The organism is Fructilactobacillus sp. X2R1C1, from assembly GCF_059901435.1.
Genome location: NZ_JBWXUV010000002.1, coordinates 129,617 through 150,762 on the forward strand (window position 1 = coordinate 129,617; position 21,146 = coordinate 150,762).

Below are 21,146 nucleotides of genomic sequence, written 5' to 3' on the forward strand. Positions count from 1 at the left end.
ACTGTCCTTTTTTATGATTTGGTACTGTATCCAGTTTGATAATTAATATTGTATCCTGGCTCGACGTTAAAAATGTACACGTTAAAGTGAATTTGATTACTTCCGACTGATTGGGCTCTCATTTGGACACCACGACTAAGTAATTCATTATTTCGATAAATCGGAGTGACCTGATATCTAACGTAGTTATTTGGATTTTCTTTTAGATAAGTAGCAATATCATCCTCATGATAAAGCATTAATGGGGAATTTAACGTTCTTGTCCCAGTTATTAAGTTTTTGGGATTATTGTTTTCACCACATAGTTGGTAACCAATCAGATGACTTCGGTTATATAACCAACCACTGTTGGTGTGTTTATGGTGCCATCCAGTGGGATTAAAGGTAAGTGGTTCACGTTTCTTAGTGGGCATTGTTTTAACGTTTAACATACCGTTAGCATCGGTGGCTCGGTTAAGATGATCAAGGTTACTAAATCGTAACCAGGGGCGTTTATTATGCAATTCATCAGTAGAAAAATTAGGATTATTATGATCAACTTCTACTTCTTGATTTCCGTCGTAATTTAAATCACTTAATTTTAAATCTGTTGCATGCTTCAATTGGTATTGAAGTTTTTTAAGCTTTGATCTTTTAGTATCAACTTGCCCTTGAAGTTGATTAATGCTTTTTTCAAGTTGCTGGGTACTTTCATTATCATGGGGGCTTTTATGTTCTTTTGAATTGGTTTGTTGTGAACATCCAGCAAGTAATAAGGATAATACCATGATTGGAAATAGCAGGAACTTTTTCATCGTTTAGCCCTCCGATATCCAGCTGCTTGTGCGTCTGCCTCCGAATTAAAGTAGATGACGTTTTGGCTGTTAATTTTGTAACCCGTTTGGCCAGGGACATGATAAATGTGTGAATTTTTATTTCCAACGATTCGCTGAGCGTTTGAAGTATTGATGTCATTGCTATTACTTTGATCTTGATGATTTGGTGTAGGTTTTGTTTTTAAGGTATCGGAGTCGTTTGTTTTGACATTTGAGACTGGATTAATCGATACATATCTACTGTTTAGATCATTTTCCGTATGATTGATTTGTTTTGATAGTTGTTGATTCTGTTCAATGAGTGCTTTTTTCTGGGAAATTAATTCTGATCTACTAGATTTTGAAGCAGACAGAATTACTGCCGGAGTAGTGAATAGTAATGAGGTACAGCCGATTAATATTATTGCTTTCTTGATTCGATGCATGGTTATTATGCTCCGTTTCTACTTAATATAATTAGAATATCATAAAAAATAAAAGCAAAAAATTATATTTACAAAGCAAATGAAAGATAGTAATATTTAATACGAACAGATGTTCGGGCAGGTGATATTTTGAATTATGATGATGAACCTCATGGTGTTTACTTTTTCATTGATAATAAGTCTTTTTATGCAAGTTGTGAGAGTGTTAAACGTGGACTTAATCCACTTCGTTCGATTTTGGTGGTTATGTCGGAACAAGCTAATACAAATGGAGGATTAATACTGGCCGCTTCTCCTATGGCAAAAAAGTTATTTGGGATTAGCAACGTTAGTCGTCAGCGTGATCTTCCTGATGATGAAAGGTTGTTGATTGTTCCTCCACGAATGAACTTATACATTAAAAAGAATCTACAAATTAATGATATTTTTGCTGAATTTACTGATGAACACGACATTTTGCCATACTCAATTGACGAGTCATTATTGGATATGACTCATACTTGGAGATTGTTTGGTAGTAGTTTGAGGGAAGTGGCCCTTAAAATTCAAGAGGAGGTCAGAAGCCGTTTAGGACTGTATACAACGGTTGGGATTGGTGACAATCCCGTTCAAGCTAAGCTAGCGTTAGACGTTTATGCAAAGCATGATTACGACCTGATTGGTGAGATTCATTACGAAGATGTTCCTGATAAGATTTGGAATATCAATAGATTAACGGATGTTTGGGGAATTGGAAAAAGAACAAAAGTCCATCTAAAGCGACTTCATATTAATAATATGTATGAATTGGCGCATGCTAACCCGTATCTGTTGAAAGAAAAAATGGGAGTCATTGGATTACAGCTATTTGCCACTGCATGGGGAATTGATCGAAGTAACTTGAGACAACCCCTGCATGCTAAAGAAAAAAGTTACAGTAATTCTCAGGTACTTCCACGTGATTACGTTAAGCGGGATGAGATTGAAGTTGTTATTAGAGAAATTGCGAGTCAGGTTGCTTCACGAATTCGTAATCATGGACTGCAAGCCGGATGTGTGACGTTATGGGTTGGCTTTTCTTTTTCAATAAAACAGCTTATTGGTAGCAATGGTTTTTCTCAGTCAATGAAAGTTGAACCAACAGATGATGATCATGACCTTGGTCGTTATTTAATTGAATTGTTTGAAAGGAACTGGCACGGTGAAGTTGTGCGAAATATTGGAGTTGACTACAGTCATCTCTCAAATAAGGTTGGAGAACAATTAAACCTATTTAAGGATAATCAAAATATGATTAAACAAAATGTGTTAAATAAAACCGGTGATCAAATTCGAAAACGGTTTGGTAACACGGCTTTATTAAATGCCAATAGTTTGTGTGTCGGTGCTACCGCAATTTCAAGATCTAATTTGGTTGGCGGACACAATGGAGGCAATTCTTATGAGTAATGATGTGATTTTTATTGGGAATCAAGTTTTATCCCATATTAATCATCTATTTTTGCGAATTCCTAAGACCCGCTACTGGATGATGATTGTTAATAACACTTTTGATAAAGAGTACGATTGGTTTTTGAGTTCTAAGAAGAAGTATCAACAGGAGCGATCGCAACCAATCTATGTTATTTCTGATTACGACTTGGAACTTTTAGAAAAGGTAGTTAACTATGTAACTGAATATAACCTGTTAACCATTTATTATCGTAATTTTGATGACATGGTTTGGCCTGATTCACAGAAGAAAATTCAAGATTAACTTAAAGTTAGGAGAACGTTATGAACGAAGAAGCTGTACATGATTTTTTTAAGTTTGATTATCATGATCGTGGGATTAAAAAATGGCAGGGTTATTTTTTATCAGATCATACCAGTAAACTAAATCAAATAAAGAAAGAAAAGGATAATGAGCAAACCAGAAAATTAGATGATCAGATGGATCACTCAAAAATTGATGAAATTCTGCAAAAATCGTTTGTCAGTCGACTGAGAGTGGAACTACAGTATGCTTATTATGACAAAAACGAACTAAAAGTGGAACAAATTATCGGTAGGATGAAAGGGTATTATAAGAACTTAGTAATTGTGGGAGACCAAATTCTTAAATGGAATGAAATTGTGAGTGCTAAATTAATAAAATAAACTAGGATGATGGCTTTATTATTTATCATTAATGTCTTACAATGTAGTTGTTAGAGATTTCACATATGGTGAAAAATATATCATAAGGAGAATTATTATGGCACTTAGTAATTACTTTACCGGCATCCAACATGTTGGTATTCCAGCAAAAGATTTAGATGAAACGATTGATTTTTATAAGAAGTTAGGTTTTGATAAAGCTGGTCAATTCATGTATCAAGGAAATCGTTGTGCTTTTATGAAGTATGGCAATTTAATGATTGAGACATGGGAGGGCGATCCAGTTGCTGATAAAGATGGCGCTATTAACCATATCTCATTAAACACTACTGATGCTGACGCAGCGTTTAAAGAAGCTAAGAAAATGGGCTTAGATGTTCAGGAAGATGAAATTGATACTCGTCCATTCTGGGATAAGGGAATCCGTTTCTTTAACATTTATGGGCCTAACCACGAAAAAATTGAATTCTGTCAAATTGTTTAGTTTATAGTTTGAATGTTTATATTAAGACGTGGCGATACACGTCTTTTTGTTTGCTGGAAGTTAGATGCTTGCCAATTAAATATATCTCCATTATGATATAGACTAAAGGTTTTAAGAACGAGTTTTATTAAAAATATGAGAGGAGGATGAATATGTTAGATCAAACTAAAAGATTTTTGCGCGATCAAGGATATCATTACAAAAAAACATATATCAGACCGTTAATTACTCCAGATAACGTCTATGTATTTCGCTTCGGTAAGGATAATTTAAATAATCGGCTCATTATTCGTTATGGCCATGGATGGACAGGGCGACAAAGAATTAAGGAAATTGATCTTCGATTGCATAAACAAAAGCATCCTCGGATTTTTAAGACAGAACGAGGATTGCTTAAGTATTTGGCTGGTCATTTGAAACAACACGAGCAGAAGCTTAAAAAAATTGAGGACAATAAAAATAATGCATCCAATTAACGGGTGCTTTTTTTATAAAAAGAATGAGGGGTAACAATGAACTTAGTCGAGATTTCAGTTGAAACCAGTCACGAAGCAGTTGATGCGGTCGCTAATATTTTAATGGACTTTGGAGCAAATGGAGTTCAGATTAATGATAGAAATGATTATGAAGTTTTAAAACGAGAATCTAATTGGGATCAGTATGAATTGGGAGATTCTAAAGCTGATAACGATCTAGTTAACGCTAAAGTAAGTGCTTATTTTCAGGATGATATTGAGGTAGATGCGACCGTAAAAAAGATTCATGAAAAAGTTGCTGATTTAACGCGGTTCGGTTTGAATCCTGGTAAAAATGTGATAAATGTTCATGATGTAAAAGATGAGGATTGGGCGACATCTTGGGAAAAGTATTATCATCCAGAACGGGTGACACGATTTTTAACCGTTGTCCCAAGTTGGGAAGACTATGATGTCAAAAGCTCTGACGAGTTGATGGTAAAATTAGACCCTGGAATGGCATTTGGAACCGGCACCCATCCTACTACTAAACTTGCCATGCAAGCACTTGAGATTGTTATTAAAGGAAACGAAAGAGTGTTTGACGTTGGAACTGGATCTGGAGTGCTATGTATTGCAGCGAGGAAACTTGGTGCTGGCAATATAAATGCTTATGATGTCGATAAGGTGGCCGTTAAATCAGCTGAAAAAAACATTGAATTAAATTCTGGGATGAAGGGAATCAACGTTAGTGTTAATAATTTGTTAAATGGAATCGATGAAAAAGCAGATATTGTGGTAGCTAATATTTTAGCTGAGATTATCATTCCGTTAATCCCGCAAGCAGAACGATGTTTAAATGAAGGTGGTGTGTTCATTACTTCCGGTATTATTGCCGATAAATTAGAGCTAGTGATTGACGCGCTAAAAAAACATCATTTTAAGGTTGATCAAGTTTTAAGTATGGATGATTGGCGATCAGTAATTGCAAAGAAAGATAGTGAGGTTAATTAATTGCAACACTACTTTTTAGATAAGCCACTAAAAGTGGGTCAAATTGTTAAACTTCCAAACGATGTTACACATCATTTTGTTGGGGTTATGAGAGCAAAAGCTGGAACCAAGGCGGAGTTTGTTTCTAGCCAAAATATTATTTATATTGGGGAATTAGTTGATGAAACGTCCTCAACAATTAAGATTGTTGATGTAACTAGTCAAAATACTGAACTTCCGGTTAAAGTAACGATTATTTGTGGAATCCCGAAGGCGAGCAAAGCCGACCTCATCACGCAAAAGGCAACCGAAATGGGGGTCAGTGAGATTATTTTTGTGCCTACTGAGTGGTCAATTGCTAAATGGGGGAATAAGGCACCTAAGAAGATTAAGAGACTTCAAAAAATCGCTCAAAGTGCTGCCGAACAATCTCACCGAAATGTTATTCCAATGGTGAAGTACACCGATTCAATCACTACGGTAAAAAAACTTAGTAGTGATCAAAAAGTTGTGGCCTATGAGGAATCGGCTAAACAGGGTGAAAACAGTAAATTGTATGAATGTGTGTCGAAAATGAAGCCTGGCAAAAGCTTGACCGCTTTTTTTGGACCTGAAGGTGGAATTTCACTTAAAGAAATCGAACAATTAAAGCAAGATGGTTTTGTTCCCGTCGGATTGGGGCCGAGGATTTTGCGAACTGAATCAGCGCCTTTATATTTTTTATCAGCCGTTTCAACTATATTAGAATTAAAACAAGGTGAGTAGGATATAATGTCGAAAATTAAAGAATGGACACCACAAGAAATCTTTCGTGATGCTTCTGAGTATCTTGATGATAGTGATGTTCAAATGATAAAAAAAGCATATAAATTTGCCAAAATTGCTCATGAGGGGCAAGAACGTGCTTCTGGGCAGCCTTATATTAATCATCCTGTTGAGGTGGCAGGCATTTTAACTGATCTTCATATGGATGCAGAAACGATCACGGCTGGTTTTCTTCATGATGTGGTTGAAGACACCGGTGCAACGATTGAAGATGTTACTGAACTTTTTGGTAAACACGTTTCATTAATCGTTGATGGGGTTTCAAAGCTTAGTAAGATTAAGTATAAATCGAGTAAAGAACAACTTGCTGAAAATCACCGGAAACTATTACTAGCAATGTGCAAAGACATTCGAGTAATGATTGTTAAATTAGCGGATCGATTGCATAACATGGAAACGTTAGATGCTCTTCGCCCAGATAAGCAAAAGCGAATTGCTCAAGAAACTTTAGATATCTATGCCCCTTTAGCCGATCGGCTCGGAATTGGAACGATTAAGTGGGAATTAGAAGATCTTTCTTTGCGTTACTTAAAGCCTGATGATTACTATCAAATTGTTGATTTGATGAATTCCAAGCGGAATGAGCGAGTGGCCTATGTTGATAACGCTGTAAAAAAGGTGCAACAAGCGATAAAAGGACTGGGAATCAAAGGAGAGGTATATGGAAGACCTAAACATATCTACTCCATTTATCGGAAGATGCATGACAAACATAAAGACTTTAAAGAAATCTATGATCTACTGGCTGTTCGGGTGATTGTGAAATCAGTAAAGGATTGTTATGCAGTTTTAGGTGCAATCCACACTGAATGGAAACCGTTCCCAGATCGGTTTAAGGATTACATTGCAATGCCCAAGCCTAATATGTATCAATCGTTGCATACTACAGTTGTTGGTCCTGAAGGCAAACCACTTGAAATTCAAATTCGAACTGAGGAAATGCATCGAATTGCTGAGTATGGTGTTGCTGCTCACTGGGCTTATAAAGAAGGTAAAAAGGACGAGGTTGAAAGTAATAAAAACAATGTTCAACTCAATCTTTTTAAAAAGATCATTGAAATTCAAGAGGAGTCAGAGGACGCCTCTGATTTCATGGATAGTGTCCAAGGGGATTTATTTAGCGACCGAGTTTATGCCTTTACTCCATCAGGTGATGTTATTGAATTACCCAAGGGGTCAATTCCGATTGATATGGCTTACTCAATTCATACAGATGTTGGTAATTCAACCACAGGGGCACGAGTTAATGGTAAATTAGTTCCCCTAGATTATGAAATTAAAAATGGAGATATTGTTGATATTATCACTTCCAGTAGCTCCGACGGTCCTGGCAAAAACTGGATGGGCATGGTTAAAACGCGTCGTGCTAAGCATAAGATTAAGCAATTTTTCAAACGGAGTAGTCACGATGATGACATTAATTCTGGAAGAGAAATACTTGAAAAAGAAATTGTCGATTCTGGATTTGATCCGGCTACCATTTTAACTGATGATAATTTATCCCGTGTTATCAATGAAATGCATTATACAAGTATCGATAATTTATATGCAGCCATTGGGTTTGGTGATATTCAACCTAACGGAGTTGTTAATCGTTTACTAGAACCAGAAAAAGATGAAATTGAGAAGAAACGACAAAAAGATGCCGAACGTGATGTATTAGAAGGTCATAAAACCATCTCACATGAGAGTGAGGACGCAGAACAAGGAAAGAAACCAGAAGATAACATCAAGATTCAAGGCGTTGACAACCTATTAGTTCATATCAGTCGTTGTTGTGATCCGGTTCCAGGAGATGACATTGAAGGATACATCACAATGGGAAATGGTATCTCAGTTCATAGAAGTAATTGTCCTAACTTAATTCAAGCAAAGAATGGTAATAATCGAATTATTAATCTTAGTTGGCGTAAAACTGATAATAATGTCATTACTTATAGTAGTGATTTAGAGATTCAGGGATACAACCGAAGTGGTCTTTTAAACGATATCTTAAAACGAGTTAATTCTGCTACTAAGAATTTGAATTCAGTTGAAGGAAAGGTCATTCACGAGGACCTTGTTTCTATCCGAGTCTCTGTGGGCGTAAGAAATATTCAACAGCTAAATCGCATTATTGATAGTGTGAGTGCTGTTCCTGATGTTTATGAAGTTAAACGAACGGAAGGATGAGGAAGATTGAAATTAGTGATTCAACGAGTTAACCATGCAAGCGTAAGTATTGATGGTAAAATAAACGGGAAAATCGGTAACGGATATATGATCTTAGTTGGTGTTACAGAATCCGATGGACAAGATGAAATTGATCATCTTGTTCATAAGGTTGCTCATCTAAGGATTTTTGAAGATGAGCATGGCAAGATGAATTTAAACATCCAGCAAGTTAACGGCTCAATTCTTTCTGTTTCGCAATTTACATTACTTGCTGACACCAAAAAGGGAAATCGCCCAACTTTCACTGGAGCTGGTAATCCTGAGCACGCTAAACTCATTTACGAAAAGTTTAATGACGCACTCAGAGAGATCGGATTGAAAGTTGAAACTGGCGTGTTTGGTGCCGATATGAACGTTGATTTAGAGAACCATGGTCCTGCCACATTTATTTTGAATTATCAGAAAAAAGGAAAGATTTAACATGACAAATGCAGTTTGGGATTTTGATGGAACACTTTTTAATACTTACCCGTACATGGTGACTTCGTTTTGTAAGGCGTTAGCTGAGAATGGAGTGAGTGATGTTAACTTTGATCCTGAGTCAATCTATGAAGATATGCGAGTTCATTCATTGGGCTCAGCTGAGACCAAATATTGCGCTGAATTTAATCTTAATCGAGATCAATTTCTAAAAGACTATAAAAAGTTTGAAGTTGATGAAGTTATGTTAGCAAAGCCATTTAAAGGGGTTCAATCTGTTTTGTTAAAAGTTTTAAAAACGGATGGAAAGAACGGACTTTTAACTCATAGAGATGACCAAGCATTAACTCTACTTGATCATTTTGACTTAAAAAGACTGTTTACTGGTTTTGTTACCAGCAAACAGTCTTTTAAAAGGAAACCTGATCCGGGGTCTTTGAATTATTTAATTGAAAAGATGAATTTAGATCGATCTGATACTTTTATGATTGGTGATCGACGTTTGGATGTTGATGCAGGTCATAATGCAGGAATTAAAACCATCCTTTTCGATCCTGACTACGTAATTGCTGAATCAGGAGACCCAGATTACGTAGTTCATGATTTTAACGATATGTTAAGTTTAATTAAATGAGCTTAGCACGCCGTCTAATAAGGGTCCAAATGTCTCCCCAAATAATACAACGTGCATTAGTGAGTAATAGAAGCGGTACCAACCGACCCGGTTTTCAAAACCCGGTTCAATTGGATAGGTGTCATTGTAACCGCGGTAGAAATCGCGGTTAAATCCACCAAAGACGGTTGTTACACCAAGGTCGTATTCACGGTCGCCGAAATAAACGTCTGGATCAATTAACATCGGCTCATGATTAGCTGTAAAAATAGCATTTCCAGACCAGAGGTCTCCGTGGAGCAGGCTTGGGGTACTGGGATGTTTTGTGTAGTAGTCAATAATTTGTTGTCTCATAACTTGATAATGTTGGTCTCTGGAATCATTCCAGCGGCCTTTTTCTTTTGCTATTTTTACCAACGGATCAATTCGTTGTTCGACGTAGAATTTTTGCCAAGTGTCTTGCCAGGTGTTATTTTTTGGTATTTTTCCAGCATCAAAGTTTTGGTCTAATCCAAACTGATCGTTATGAATTTTATGAACGTTTGCGACCATTTTGCCAAGATCGTATTGGTTTCCAGAACCAACGTCAATCCAGTCTAGGATTAAAAAGCCGTCACCATCAATTTCACCAGATGCTACTACCGTTGGTACGTTGGCCGCTTTCGATAACAAGTGAATTCCTTCAACTTCATGATCAAAGAATACTTTTCCACGATTAGGCTGGACCTTCATAAAGTAAGTTTTATCTGGAGTTTTAACTTGGTACGAGTCATTGATGTCTCCGCCTGAAACCGGAGTTAACGATTCAACGTTCTTTAATGGTAATTGAGTAATCCAATCTTGATTTAATTTTTTCATAGTAAACTCCCTTCTAATAAGTCTTGTTTACATAATTATTGATTCCATTGGTTACATCATTTGCAACGAGATTTTGGTAACTAGCATTTTTAATCTTACTAAAGTCATGGTCATTATTAATGTATCCCATTTCGAGTAAAACCGATGGGATTGAGACATCCCTAATCACTAAATAGTTACCAACTTGGACACCACGATTATTAAGGGGAACATCATCCATATTGGAATTGATATCAGATGCCAGTTGTTTTGATTTTCCTGAATGATAGTAGTAGCTGGTAAATCCACTTGCGGTGTTATCGGTACTGGATGAATCAAAATGGAAACTCACGAAGAGGTTGGCATGATTATCAGTTGAAAAATCGGGTCGTTTGTATAGGCTAACCGTCTTATCTGAATCCCTTGTCATGATAACATGCGCACCACGATTACGCAGCTTATTTGCGACTTGTTGGGCTAGTTTAAGGGTGTAGTTTTTTTCTTTTTGCCCGCTGGTTGATAGTGCACCCGAGTCACTTCCTCCATGACCAGGGTCTAAGACGATGGTTGTTTCTGATAGTTTAGTGGCTTTATTAAGCTTACGATTATTGACTAACCAAGTAGGTACCCAACCAATCTTTTGGTTTTGATATACAACTCTGTACCAGTTGTCTTTTTCACTTAGAATTTGAAGTCTAGTTCCTCGGTTAATGGTTTTGACCGTACGATATTCAATCCCTGGACCGGATTTTATGTCCAGGTTATTAAAGCCAATACTGACATTATTTTTTATTAACATAACTAAAAGGATAATCAAGGTTACGCCCACAATTATCAAAGTAGTGTAAAAACCGCGTTTATTTTTTATGTATAAATTTATATTCATCTTTTCGACCTCATTAATGATACGATTACTCATAATAGTATAACTTTTTGTCTTTTTGTTTAAGCATATAATAAAAATACTCACTAGAATCTTGACAATTTATGTGGGTTTTATTAGTCTTAAAGTGATTTAAAATACTGTTGACGATGAATAGTAACCGTTTAGTGGTCTGAAGAGAACGTCCAAGTGCTGAGAGGGCGTGTCCTATAAATGGTAAAGACGCATCGAGGTAAAATGAATAAACAAAAGAAACTAAAAAAGGTGGTACCGTGCTAATTGCGCCCTTGTGATTACATGGTGCGCTTTTTTTATGCTTTTGACTCAACTAAATGAGAGGAAGATTAGTACATGAAGCGAACAACGTATGCTGGAAACGTTAACGAGGATTATTTAGATCAAGAAGTAGTCTTAGATGGATGGGTTGCTAAAAAGCGTAACTTGGGAAGTCTTATTTTTATTGACTTACGTGATCGTGCTGGGATCGTTCAGTTGGTTTTTAATGAAAAAAATGGCAAAGAAGCCTTTAAAGTAGCCGAATCAGTTAAAAATGAGTATGTTATCCAGATTAAAGGAAGAGTGGTTGCTAGAGCAGAAAAAGAAATTAATCCGGATATCCATACCGGAAAAGTTGAAGTTGATGTTTCTGACGCTAAGGTTTTAAGCACCTCCAAGCAAACCCCATTTGAAATCAAAAATGATATCAATGCGTCTGATGACTTAAGATTAAAGTATCGTTATCTTGATCTTAGACGTCCAGTGATGCAAAAGGGATTATTGATCCGGAATCGGATCTTACAGTCTACTCACAAGTATTTTGACGAAAATGGATTTATCGATATTGAAACCCCAGATCTAACGGTTTCAACTCCAGAGGGAGCAAGAGACTACCTAGTCCCATCAAGAGTATATCCGGGATCATTTTATGCATTACCTCAGTCTCCGCAGCAGTTTAAACAGTTACTGATGGGAGCTGGATTTGATCGCTATTATCAAATTGCACGGTGCTTCAGAGATGAAGACTTACGGGGTGATCGTCAACCAGAATTTACCCAGATTGATATGGAGACTTCATTTCTTTCTGCTGAAGAAATTCAGGAAATCACAGAAGGATTAATTAAAAAAGTCATGAAAGATACGGTTGACGTTGATGTTAATTTGCCCTTTGAGAGGATTACTTGGCAGGAATCAATGGACCGATTTGGTACAGATCAACCGGATACTCGCTTTGGGATGGAATTAAAGGATCTTTCGGACGTAGTTACTGGGTCCGACTTTAAGGTATTTGATTCAGCAATTAAAGATGGTGGTCAGGTTAAAGCCATTGCTATTCCTGGTGGTGCAGCAAAATTTTCAAGAAAAGATATTGATAAGTACGGTGAATACGTAAAGCGTTTTGGCGCTAAGGGACTTGCATGGATGAAAGTCACTGATGATGGATTCTCTGGCCCAATCGCTAAATTCTTTAAAGATCCAGAAATGGTAAGTAAAATTAAAAAAGCCACTGGGGCAAAAGACGGTGACTTGTTATTATTTGCTGCTGATCGGAGTAAGGTAGTGGCTGATACTTTAGGATACCTCCGGGTTGCCATTGCCAATGAGTTAAATATGATTCCAGAAGACAAGTATAATTTCCTTTGGATTGTTGATTGGCCACTATTTGAATATGATGAGGGTGCTGGGCGTTGGGTTGCTGCTCACCATCCATTTACGATGCCAAATGTAGGTGACGAACATTACCTAAATGATGGAGAAGATCCCCACAAAGCGCATGCTCAAAGTTATGATATTATTCTGAATGGACTGGAGCTTGGTGGAGGATCAATTCGTATTCATACACGTGATCTTCAAGAAAAGATGTTTAAAGCCCTCGGATTTACTAAGGAAAGTGCGGAGAATCAATTTGGGTATTTCCTTAGAGCATTAGATTATGGTTTTCCACCACATGGTGGTTTGGCAATTGGATTAGATCGTTTTGCTAGGTTATTAGCACATCGTGGTAATATTCGAGATGTAATTGCCTTCCCTAAGAATTCAAAGGCAGTTGAACCATTGACTGGTGCTCCTACACCTGTTTCTGACAAACAGTTAGATGAATTAGGCATTTCAGTCGATAAAAAGGATAATTAAATATTAGCTAAAAGTTGTGGTAACCCCACAACTTTTTATTTTTTTTAAATTTTGGAATGGTATACTAGTTATGAATTTCTAAATGATCAGGGGCTACTTAAATGGACGACGTACAAAAAATTTTAAAGCGACATCAGTACATATCTAAGTTCTCGACCGCCTTCGTGTACGGAATCATGGTTTCAATTGCGATGAATTTCTTTTGGACTCCCGGACACATTTATTCTTCAGGAGTTACCGGTTTTGCACAGCTATTGGATACTCTTACAGAACGGTATTTTCCATTTACAATTTCAGCTGCTTTGGGACTTTTCTTACTGAACATTCCAATGTTTATTTTGTCTTGGAAACAAATTGGTCATCAGTTTACCATGTTTACGTTCGTTTCCGTTGTGGTTGCCAGTGTTATGATCAAAATATTACGGCCACTGACTCTGACAACGGATCCATTGATTTGTGCTATCTTTGGTGGTGCCATTAACGGATTTGGAGTGGGTCTGTCGCTTAAAAATGGGATTTCTACTGGTGGGTTAGATATCTTAGGAATTGTTATCCAACGTAAAACCGGTAAATCAATTGGGACAATTAATCTGATATTCAATACTTTTATCATCTTATCAGCGGGATTCTTTTATGGTTGGCCCTATGCTTTTTATTCAGCAATTGGAGTCCTAGTTAACGCGAAAGCGATGGATCTGGCATATACAAGGCAACAAATCGTGCAAGTAATGGTAGTTACTGATCGTCCTAAGACGGTGGTTGATAGTATTCAAAATCACCTTAGGAGAGGTATTACGATTATTCATAATGCTGAGGGAGCCTATAACCATAAAAAAAAGTCGGTTTTGTTCACCTCAATTTCACGATATGAAATGACCGAATTTGAAGCGGCTTTAAATGAATCTGATCCAGATTCATTTGGAGTGGTTGTGGATGTTGATAAGGTACTAGGGAATTTCTATGAAAAGAAGCGAAAATAGCTTATTAAGTTAGAGTGTCCCGGTTTTTTCTTTATGATATAATGTCTCATTGTAATTATTGAAAATGGTGGTTTAAGTGAAAGTCATGTATACATGGTTAATTAAAATAGTTTCCGCAATTTTTTATTTTCGACCAAAGAAAAATATATATTATGTTATGAGTTTCGATAATAACCTTAGGTTGATTAAACAGATTGCCACTAACACGCCCATTGGACAAGAATTAGTCGTATTATACGAACCCGAAATTGAAGCTGCAGCAACTGATTTGAGTGCATTTGGAATCAAGACGATTCCCTTTAATGAAAACGCTAAATTTGCGTTATTTACCGTTCCTCAATTAATGTCAGCTCGAGTTTTGTTCTGTGATAATTACTTCCCATTTTTGGCTGGTTTAGTACGACCAAAGAGTAAGATGAGAATTGTTCAATTGTGGCATGCTGATGGTGCCATTAAATGTTTTGGATGGGAAGATCCCACGACCAAGAAAAGATCGTTTTTCGATAGACTTAGATTTCAAAGTGTGTACAATCATTTTGATGACTTTGTGGTAGCTTCAAAAGCGATGGGAAAGATCTTTGAACGCAGTTATCATGAAGTTCCTAGTAAAATGAAATATTTAGGCTATCCACGTTCGGATCGATTGTTTAAGGAACGCTGGAGAAGAGTTGCCAGACATCGTGTTTATCAGGTTGCTCCAGAATTAAAGGGTAAAAGAGTCATTTTGTATGCTCCAACATATCGGGATGGCTTAGAGTTTGAACCTCCAAAAAGTATTGGCGAAGCATTGACCGCCGATCCAAATGCGATTACAGTGGTTAAACTTCATCCCTTACTCAGGGATCAGGAAGCACGTATTAGAAAGTTTTCAAACGGAAATATTCGTTTTTATAATCAACTTTCAACGTCTGATTTACTTTCAGTTTGTGACACACTTGTAACGGACTATTCTTCAGTTGCCTTTGATTTTAGTTTATTGCCACAAGCACGATCAATGATTTTCTTTATGTTTGATTTAGAACAATACGAAAAAGACCCAGGAATTCAAAAGGATTTCTTACAGTGGTTACCATCTAAACCAATCACTAAGGTTGATCAGTTGAATAAAGCCATTGTGGATAATCAAAAAATTGATTTTACTAATTTTAATAAACACTGGAACACTTATAATGATGGGTATGCAACCGAACGGGTTATTAAAAAGTATGTTTTACAAAATAATTAGATAAACAGAAAAGGGAGAGTGCTGAGCTTGAAGGAAGTTTGGGCCTTACTTAAGGAACAATTTGAAAATTTGGGCATTATTTTTCGAATTTCAAAGTATGAAGATAAGGCTACGTATCAAAGTCATTATTTGGGCTTAGTCTGGGAGTATCTTTATCCGCTGATTCAAATTGCAATTTACTGGTTAGTCTTTGGTGTTGGGTTAAAGGGTAGTACCGGACACAACGGCAGTTATCTCCCATGGATGGTCATTGGGATTACTCCTTGGTTTTTTATGAACCGAGTTACACTAGACGCCTCTAAGAGTATTTATCAACGAGCTGGGTTAGTTTCAAAGATGAAGTTTCCAATTAGCATTTTACCTTCGATTAAGTTAGTCAGTAACTTGAGTTCTTTTTGGACAATGTTGGCGTTTTCAATTGTAATTGGTTATCTTTATGGAGTTCGACCGAGTTTGTTCTGGTTCCAGTGGATTTATTACTTTATTGCCATGATTGCTTGGTTAATTGCTTTTGGCATTTTTAATTCGACCATTACCGTCTTGGTACGAGATTATCATGTCATGTTGCAATCGTTTATGAGAATGCTGTTCTACATCTCAGGAGTTCTATTTAACTTTGAATCGTCTGCATCATTTCCGCCATTTTTAATCAGAATTTTGGAGTTGAATCCGTTTTTTTACATTGTTCAAGGATTCAGGGATTCAATGTTATCGAGTAGCTGGTTTTGGGAGAAGCCACTGTTAACCGTGATTTTTTGGTTGATGACGTTATTTTTCTTTTTAATTGGATCTCATCTTCACTTTAAATTTAGATCGCATTTTGTTGATTTAGTATAGGTAAAAATAACATGAATGGAAAACAAATTAAAAACAAGTTAATTAATGGGATTAAGTTGACTATTCGCACTGGGCTCATCGTTTTAAACGATGGGTTTATTTGTTTACCAACTAAAAAAAATGAAGTAATGTTTGAAAGTTTTAATGGTAGGGATATAAACGATAATCCAGCCGCCATTTACCTTGCGTGGGTGAAGCAACATCCTCATGATGCTAAAAAAGCCTATTTTGGTGTCAAAGCTTCCAAATACAAACAATTACACGAAAAGTATCCCAACATAAAGATTTTACGGCGTTTTTTTCCAAGGTGGGTTTGGCACATTGCTAGGGCAGACTTTTGGGTTTTTAATTCCCGATTTCCGAAGTGGTGGAAAAAGAATAAGCGGACCACCTATATCCAAACATGGCATGGAACCCCGTTAAAAAAATTAGGAATTGATATCAAACACGTTGCGATTCCAGGTATTTCCACTAATCAATACCATGATGATTTTGTCAAAGAAGCCAAGCGGTGGGACTATTTAATTATGCCTAATCAGTATTCAGAACGAATCTTTGATCACGCCTTTGATTTTAGAAATATTCCGTTACGAATTGGTTATCCCAGAAACGATGTCTTATATCATAAAAATACTTCAGGTGAGATTAAAAAATTAAAAGAAAAAATTATTGGTGACTCGACTTCTAAAGTTATTTTGTATGCACCAACTTGGCGTGATGATGATTATCAAAAGAAGGGCAGTTATAACTTTGAGTTACCGTTTTCTTTAAAGGGTTTCTTTAAGTATGTATCTAGTGACACTGTTTTAATTATTCGTCCGCATTACTTAGTCAAGGACCAAATTGATATTTCTGGGTATGAAAAGCGAGTTTACATTGAAGCTGATCGTGATATTAATGAGTTATACTTAATTTCAGATTTACTCATTACTGACTATTCTTCAGTAATGTTTGATTATGCCAATCTAAAACGGCCAATGTTGTTTTATACTTACGACTTAAAGCATTATAAGGATGAACTACGTGGATTTTATTTTGATTTTCTAAGCGATGCTCCTGGTCCAATTGTTCAAAATCAAAATTCTTTTTATGAAGAGTTGTCTAATTTTAATGAAAATGGTAAGTTTGCTGGGTATCATCAGAAAATGAAGAAATTTTATGGTAAGTTTTGTAGTTGGGAGCATGGAGATGCTTCTAATCAAGTTGTTAAAGTAATGGGGGATAAACATGAGTAATGATGAATTTTTGATTGGTTCACATGTTGCAATGAAAAAGCCAGAGATGATGTTAGGATCCGCAAAAGAAGCCGAACGCGATGGTGAGAATGTCTTTATGTTATACACTGGTGCTCCTCAGAGCTCAAAAAGGACCCCGATTGCAAATCTTAAAATTGATCAAGCACACGACTACATGGCTGATCATGATTTACGTGAGGTGGTAGTTCATGCACCTTACATCATTAACTTAGGTAACACAAAAAAGCCACAAAGTTTCCACTTTGCGGTTGATTTTCTTAAACAAGAGATTGATCGATCTGAAGCAATGGGAGCTGATCAAATTGTTTTGCATCCCGGTGCACATGTTGGTGCTGGCGTTGAAGCCGGAATTAAGCAGATCATTAAAGGGTTAAATGAAGTAATCACCCCAGAACAAAAGATTCAAATTGCACTTGAAACAATGGCAGGAAAAGGGACTGAAATCGGGTCGACTTTTGAACAACTTGCTGAGATTATTGACGGTGTTAATTTGAATGATAAGTTATCGGTTACCTTTGATACCTGTCATACTAGCGACGCTGGTTATGACATTAAAAATGATTTTGATGGGGTTATGGAAGAGTTCGATCAAGTTATTGGTATTAATCGAATCAAAGTGATTCATTTAAATGATTCTAAAAATCCAATGGGATCCCATAAAGACCGTCATACTAACATTGGTTTCGGGACCATTGGATTTGATGCTTTAAATTATGTAGCCCGGTATCCCAAGTTTGATCAAGTTCCTAAGATTTTAGAGACGCCGGTTGTTAAGATTGGGGATGTTAAAATTAATCCTCATCAATATGAAATTAAAATGTTAAAAGAACAGAAGTTTAATCCTGATATGATTGAGGATATTAAAGAAGATTATCAAGCTAAAAAGATTAATGATCTTGTTCGTTAATATTAAGACTTTGAGTTATGATGGTAGCTGTTTCTTCAATTGACTTGTTATACACGTTAATTTGAAGACAATTTAGTTTTCGATAAAGTTGCTTGGCATAGTCAAGCTCTTTTTTTATTTGATTTGAGTCCGAGTATGGAGTGTTTGGGTCTAACCCATAAGCAATCATCCGTTCTTGCCGAATCTTTTTTAGATTGGTAACTGAATTGGTTAAACCAAATATTTTATTGTGGTCGATCTGATAAACCTCTTCTGGTAATTGGATGGTAGGACCGATTGGGACGTTTGCTACTAAGAAGTTTTGATTGGCAAGGTATAGCGATAATGGCGTTTTAGATGTTCTTGATATTCCTAAAAGAACGATATCAGCTTTTTTGAGGTCATTAGGTCGTTTTCCGTCATCATTAGCTACCGCAAATTCGATTGCTGAGATCCGTTTGAAGTAGTCTTCATTTAAGTTGTGAACTAGGCCAGGTACCTCTGCAGCAGATTCATGAAGTTTTTTAGAAATGATTTGAATGGGTTTTTGAATGCAGTCAAAACTATAAAGGTTATTTTCTAGTGCAAATTGAGATACCATTTTACTCAGGCTTGGATCAACTAAAGTGTGAAAAATGATGGCGTCCTGTTTTTTAGCAAGTTTGAGTATTCCATCGAGCATGGATTGCGTTTGAGTAAATGGGTATCGTTTAAAATTAGCGTTTGCTTCTGGAAATTGAGAAGCAGCGGTTCGGGCGATCGAAGTTGCCGTGGCACCACTTGAATCAGAAATGATAAATGCATTAAAATTAGTTGCCATAATATTTACCTCCTACTTTGTTAACATTTTATCATATTTCTTGTTCAGACTCGTTGACGGGCTCCGTGCCATAATGTATAATTGATATTGACCGTTAAGGATTACAGACGGTATCATTTAAGCTCGGAGGGAGGGATTTTATCATGTCAAAAACTGTCGTTCGTAAAAACGAATCTCTTGATGATGCTCTTCGACGCTTTAAGCGCACGGTTTCAAAAAGCGGTACCCTTCAGGAATTCCGTAAACGTGAATTTTACGAAAAACCTAGCGTAAAACGTAAATTAAAATCAGAAGCAGCTCGTAAACGTAACAATAAGAAAAAGAAGCGTCGCAGCTTCTAATATTAAACGCCCCTGATCAGGAGCGTTTTTTATATTGACGAAAAGAGGTCCAATATGACTTTATCAAATGAATTAAATAATGATCTAAAAGATGCAATGAAGAATCATGATAAGACTAAGCTGACAATTATCAGAATGCTTAAGTCGAACTTAATGAATGAAAAGATTAAATTAGGTCATGATCTTTCTGATAGTGAAGAAGCGGCTGTTGTTAATCGAGAAGTTAAACAACACAAAGATTCGATTGCTGAGTTTAAAGATGGTGGCAGGGATGATTTGGTGAAGGAGCAAGAAGATGAGCTAAAGATTCTTGAAAATTATGCCCCAAAGCAAATGTCAGAAGCTGATCTTGAAAAAATTGTTAACGAAACGGTTAAGCAACTTGGTGCGTCAAACAAGAGCGATTTTGGCAAAGTAATGGGTGCTGTCATGGGTAAAGTTAAAGGACAAGCCGATGGCAACACTGTTAATAAACTTGTTAATAAAGCGCTTAGTTAAGAAGGGAACTCATTGAATGGTCAATGGGTTCTTTTTGTTCTTTTACTTTGTAAGTGGCAAATTATATGCTAGTATTTTAAGTAAAAGTTGAGTTGATATGAAAGGAACCTGTTTGATTGACAGATAATTTTGAATTTAAAAAAGAATTAACGTTAAAGAATCCAAATGATGAATCAGCTTTATTTGGAGCTCAAGATGCCTTTTTAGATATTCTAGAACGAGGGATGGAAACTTCTATTCGCCATTCTGGTGGTAAGATTACGGTTGAAGGTGACATTCAGAAAGCGGTTCAAAATACCATTGATATTTTAAATGGAATGCTTGAACTTGTTCATTCTGGGATCACTTTGAATGGTAGTGATTTTGTTTCGGCAATGAAGATGGCTGAGAAAGGGACTCTAGGTTTTCTCCCAGAATTATATAATCAAGTCCTTTTAAAGGATAATAAGGGGAAGCCAGTTCGAGTTAAGAATTTTGGGCAGCGTCAGTACGTTCAGTCCATCAAGCATAATGATGTTACCTTTGGAATCGGACCTGCTGGGACGGGAAAGACTTATCTAGCAGTTGTAATGGCAGTTGCCGCTTTAAAAAAGGGTGACGTTGATAAGATTGTCTTAACCAGACCAGCTGTTGAAGCGGGTGAGAGTTTAGGCTTTTTACCTGGCGACCTAAAAGAAAAAGTTGATCCATATTTACGACCACTGTACGATGCACTGAATTCGACCCTTGGATCTGATCACACTGAAAGGCTAATGGATCGTGGCGTTATCGAAATTGCGCCATTAGCTTATATGCGTGGTCGGACCCTCGATAATTCTTTTGTTATTTTAGACGAAGCTCAAAACACTACTAATGCTCAGATGAAAATGTTTCTAACCCGGTTGGGTTTTGGTTCTAAAATGATTGTTAATGGTGATATTTCTCAAATTGATTTAAACGGAAGAATCCGGAGTGGATTAGTCACCGCTCCTAAAATCCTGAGAAATATTGATGATATTAATTTTGTAAACTTTAGTGCTGATGATGTAGTTAGACATCCAGTTGTGGCTAAAATCATTAATGCCTACGAAAAAAATGATAATGGGGAATAG

The 21,146-nt window shown here is 36.5% G+C and carries 24 protein-coding genes; 19 read left to right on the forward strand and 5 right to left on the reverse strand.

Features of this window, described 5'->3' with window-relative positions; genetic code table 11:
- Positions 1-11: 11 nt before the first annotated feature.
- Together AC6UDG_RS03610 and AC6UDG_RS03615 are read right to left on the reverse strand one after the other, a co-directional pair.
- The gene (locus AC6UDG_RS03610; RefSeq protein WP_500706414.1) at positions 12-794 is read right to left on the reverse strand and encodes a DNA/RNA non-specific endonuclease; all 783 of its coding nucleotides are present in this window, start codon (positions 792-794) and stop codon (positions 12-14) included.
- A complete protein-coding gene (locus AC6UDG_RS03615; RefSeq protein WP_500695590.1) occupies positions 791-1,240 on the reverse strand; it encodes a sunset domain-containing protein in 450 nt (149 codons plus the stop codon). The genes AC6UDG_RS03610 and AC6UDG_RS03615 overlap by 4 nt, the downstream gene beginning before the upstream one ends.
- 129 nt (positions 1,241-1,369) lie before the next feature.
- On the opposite strand from AC6UDG_RS03615, the gene AC6UDG_RS03620 reads away from it, so the two are divergent.
- The 10 genes from AC6UDG_RS03620 to AC6UDG_RS03665 all read left to right on the forward strand — a co-directional run bounded on the left by AC6UDG_RS03620 (position 1,370) and on the right by AC6UDG_RS03665 (position 9,383).
- Positions 1,370-2,668 (forward strand): Y-family DNA polymerase, encoded by a 1,299-nt coding sequence (locus AC6UDG_RS03620; protein WP_500706416.1) that lies wholly within the window; start codon positions 1,370-1,372, stop codon positions 2,666-2,668.
- A complete protein-coding gene (locus AC6UDG_RS03625) occupies positions 2,661-2,975 on the forward strand; it encodes an acetyl-CoA carboxylase (RefSeq protein ID WP_500693825.1) in 315 nt (104 codons plus the stop codon). The genes AC6UDG_RS03620 and AC6UDG_RS03625 overlap by 8 nt, the downstream gene beginning before the upstream one ends.
- A gap of 20 nt (positions 2,976-2,995) precedes the next feature.
- Entirely contained in the window at positions 2,996-3,358 is a 363-nt protein-coding gene (locus tag AC6UDG_RS03630; protein ID WP_500693824.1) for a hypothetical protein, read from the forward strand.
- Positions 3,359-3,455: 97 nt separating this feature from the next.
- Positions 3,456-3,842: a VOC family protein gene (locus AC6UDG_RS03635; RefSeq protein ID WP_500693823.1), complete on the forward strand. Its 387-nt coding sequence runs from the start codon at positions 3,456-3,458 to the stop codon at positions 3,840-3,842.
- 152 nt (positions 3,843-3,994) lie between these two features.
- Positions 3,995-4,318, forward strand: a complete 324-nt coding sequence (locus tag AC6UDG_RS03640) for a hypothetical protein (RefSeq protein ID WP_500695594.1) — start codon at positions 3,995-3,997, stop codon at positions 4,316-4,318.
- 36 nt (positions 4,319-4,354) lie between these two features.
- Positions 4,355-5,311: a 50S ribosomal protein L11 methyltransferase gene (gene prmA, locus AC6UDG_RS03645; protein ID WP_500706417.1), complete on the forward strand. Its 957-nt coding sequence runs from the start codon at positions 4,355-4,357 to the stop codon at positions 5,309-5,311.
- Positions 5,312-6,055, forward strand: coding sequence for an RsmE family RNA methyltransferase (locus AC6UDG_RS03650; protein WP_500706418.1), 744 nt, complete (start codon positions 5,312-5,314; stop codon positions 6,053-6,055).
- Positions 6,056-6,061: 6 nt separating this feature from the next.
- Positions 6,062-8,287: a RelA/SpoT family protein gene (locus AC6UDG_RS03655; protein WP_500706419.1), complete on the forward strand. Its 2,226-nt coding sequence runs from the start codon at positions 6,062-6,064 to the stop codon at positions 8,285-8,287.
- A 6-nt stretch (positions 8,288-8,293) separates the two neighbouring features.
- A complete protein-coding gene (gene dtd / locus AC6UDG_RS03660; protein WP_500706420.1) occupies positions 8,294-8,749 on the forward strand; it encodes a D-aminoacyl-tRNA deacylase in 456 nt (151 codons plus the stop codon).
- A gap of 1 nt (position 8,750) precedes the next feature.
- A complete protein-coding gene (locus tag AC6UDG_RS03665; RefSeq protein ID WP_500706422.1) occupies positions 8,751-9,383 on the forward strand; it encodes an HAD-IA family hydrolase in 633 nt (210 codons plus the stop codon).
- On the opposite strand, the gene AC6UDG_RS03670 is transcribed toward AC6UDG_RS03665, so the two are convergent.
- Together AC6UDG_RS03670 and AC6UDG_RS03675 are read right to left on the reverse strand one after the other, a co-directional pair.
- A complete protein-coding gene (locus tag AC6UDG_RS03670) occupies positions 9,372-10,220 on the reverse strand; it encodes a fructosamine kinase family protein (RefSeq protein ID WP_500693816.1) in 849 nt (282 codons plus the stop codon). The genes AC6UDG_RS03665 and AC6UDG_RS03670 overlap by 12 nt on opposite strands.
- Before the next feature lie 13 nt (positions 10,221-10,233).
- Positions 10,234-11,085, reverse strand: a complete 852-nt coding sequence (locus AC6UDG_RS03675) for an N-acetylmuramoyl-L-alanine amidase family protein (protein WP_500696642.1) — start codon at positions 11,083-11,085, stop codon at positions 10,234-10,236.
- 348 nt (positions 11,086-11,433) lie between these two features.
- Here AC6UDG_RS03675 and aspS point away from each other — a divergent pair, with 348 nt between their 5' ends.
- From aspS to AC6UDG_RS03705, 6 genes are all read left to right on the forward strand, one after another.
- Positions 11,434-13,212 (forward strand): aspartate--tRNA ligase, encoded by a 1,779-nt coding sequence (aspS, locus tag AC6UDG_RS03680; RefSeq protein ID WP_500706424.1) that lies wholly within the window; start codon positions 11,434-11,436, stop codon positions 13,210-13,212.
- 101 nt (positions 13,213-13,313) lie between these two features.
- On the forward strand, positions 13,314-14,192 hold the full coding sequence (locus tag AC6UDG_RS03685) for a YitT family protein (protein ID WP_500693813.1): 879 nt from the start codon (positions 13,314-13,316) through the stop codon (positions 14,190-14,192).
- A gap of 157 nt (positions 14,193-14,349) precedes the next feature.
- A complete protein-coding gene (locus tag AC6UDG_RS03690) occupies positions 14,350-15,417 on the forward strand; it encodes a CDP-glycerol glycerophosphotransferase family protein (protein ID WP_500695603.1) in 1,068 nt (355 codons plus the stop codon).
- A gap of 27 nt (positions 15,418-15,444) precedes the next feature.
- Positions 15,445-16,254 (forward strand): ABC transporter permease, encoded by an 810-nt coding sequence (locus AC6UDG_RS03695; protein ID WP_500693811.1) that lies wholly within the window; start codon positions 15,445-15,447, stop codon positions 16,252-16,254.
- An 11-nt stretch (positions 16,255-16,265) separates the two neighbouring features.
- The gene (locus AC6UDG_RS03700) at positions 16,266-17,489 is read left to right on the forward strand and encodes a CDP-glycerol glycerophosphotransferase family protein (protein WP_500695604.1); all 1,224 of its coding nucleotides are present in this window, start codon (positions 16,266-16,268) and stop codon (positions 17,487-17,489) included.
- Positions 17,482-18,417, forward strand: coding sequence for a deoxyribonuclease IV (locus AC6UDG_RS03705; protein WP_500693809.1), 936 nt, complete (start codon positions 17,482-17,484; stop codon positions 18,415-18,417). The genes AC6UDG_RS03700 and AC6UDG_RS03705 overlap by 8 nt, the downstream gene beginning before the upstream one ends.
- On the opposite strand, the gene AC6UDG_RS03710 is transcribed toward AC6UDG_RS03705, so the two are convergent.
- Positions 18,398-19,216 carry a pyruvate, water dikinase regulatory protein gene (locus AC6UDG_RS03710; RefSeq protein ID WP_500696648.1) on the reverse strand — a complete coding sequence of 273 codons (819 nt, stop codon included), beginning with the start codon at positions 19,214-19,216 and terminating at the stop codon, positions 18,398-18,400. The two genes, AC6UDG_RS03705 and AC6UDG_RS03710, sit on opposite strands and share 20 nt — an antisense overlap.
- A gap of 143 nt (positions 19,217-19,359) precedes the next feature.
- Between AC6UDG_RS03710 and rpsU the strand changes: the two genes are divergently transcribed.
- The 3 genes from rpsU to AC6UDG_RS03725 all read left to right on the forward strand — a co-directional run bounded on the left by rpsU (position 19,360) and on the right by AC6UDG_RS03725 (position 21,146).
- Positions 19,360-19,557, forward strand: coding sequence for a 30S ribosomal protein S21 (gene rpsU / locus AC6UDG_RS03715; RefSeq protein WP_039142968.1), 198 nt, complete (start codon positions 19,360-19,362; stop codon positions 19,555-19,557).
- A gap of 54 nt (positions 19,558-19,611) precedes the next feature.
- Positions 19,612-20,055: a GatB/YqeY domain-containing protein gene (locus tag AC6UDG_RS03720; protein WP_500706426.1), complete on the forward strand. Its 444-nt coding sequence runs from the start codon at positions 19,612-19,614 to the stop codon at positions 20,053-20,055.
- Between the two features lie 116 nt (positions 20,056-20,171).
- Complete coding sequence (locus AC6UDG_RS03725; RefSeq protein WP_500706428.1) at positions 20,172-21,146, forward strand: PhoH family protein; 975 nt, start codon at positions 20,172-20,174, stop codon at positions 21,144-21,146.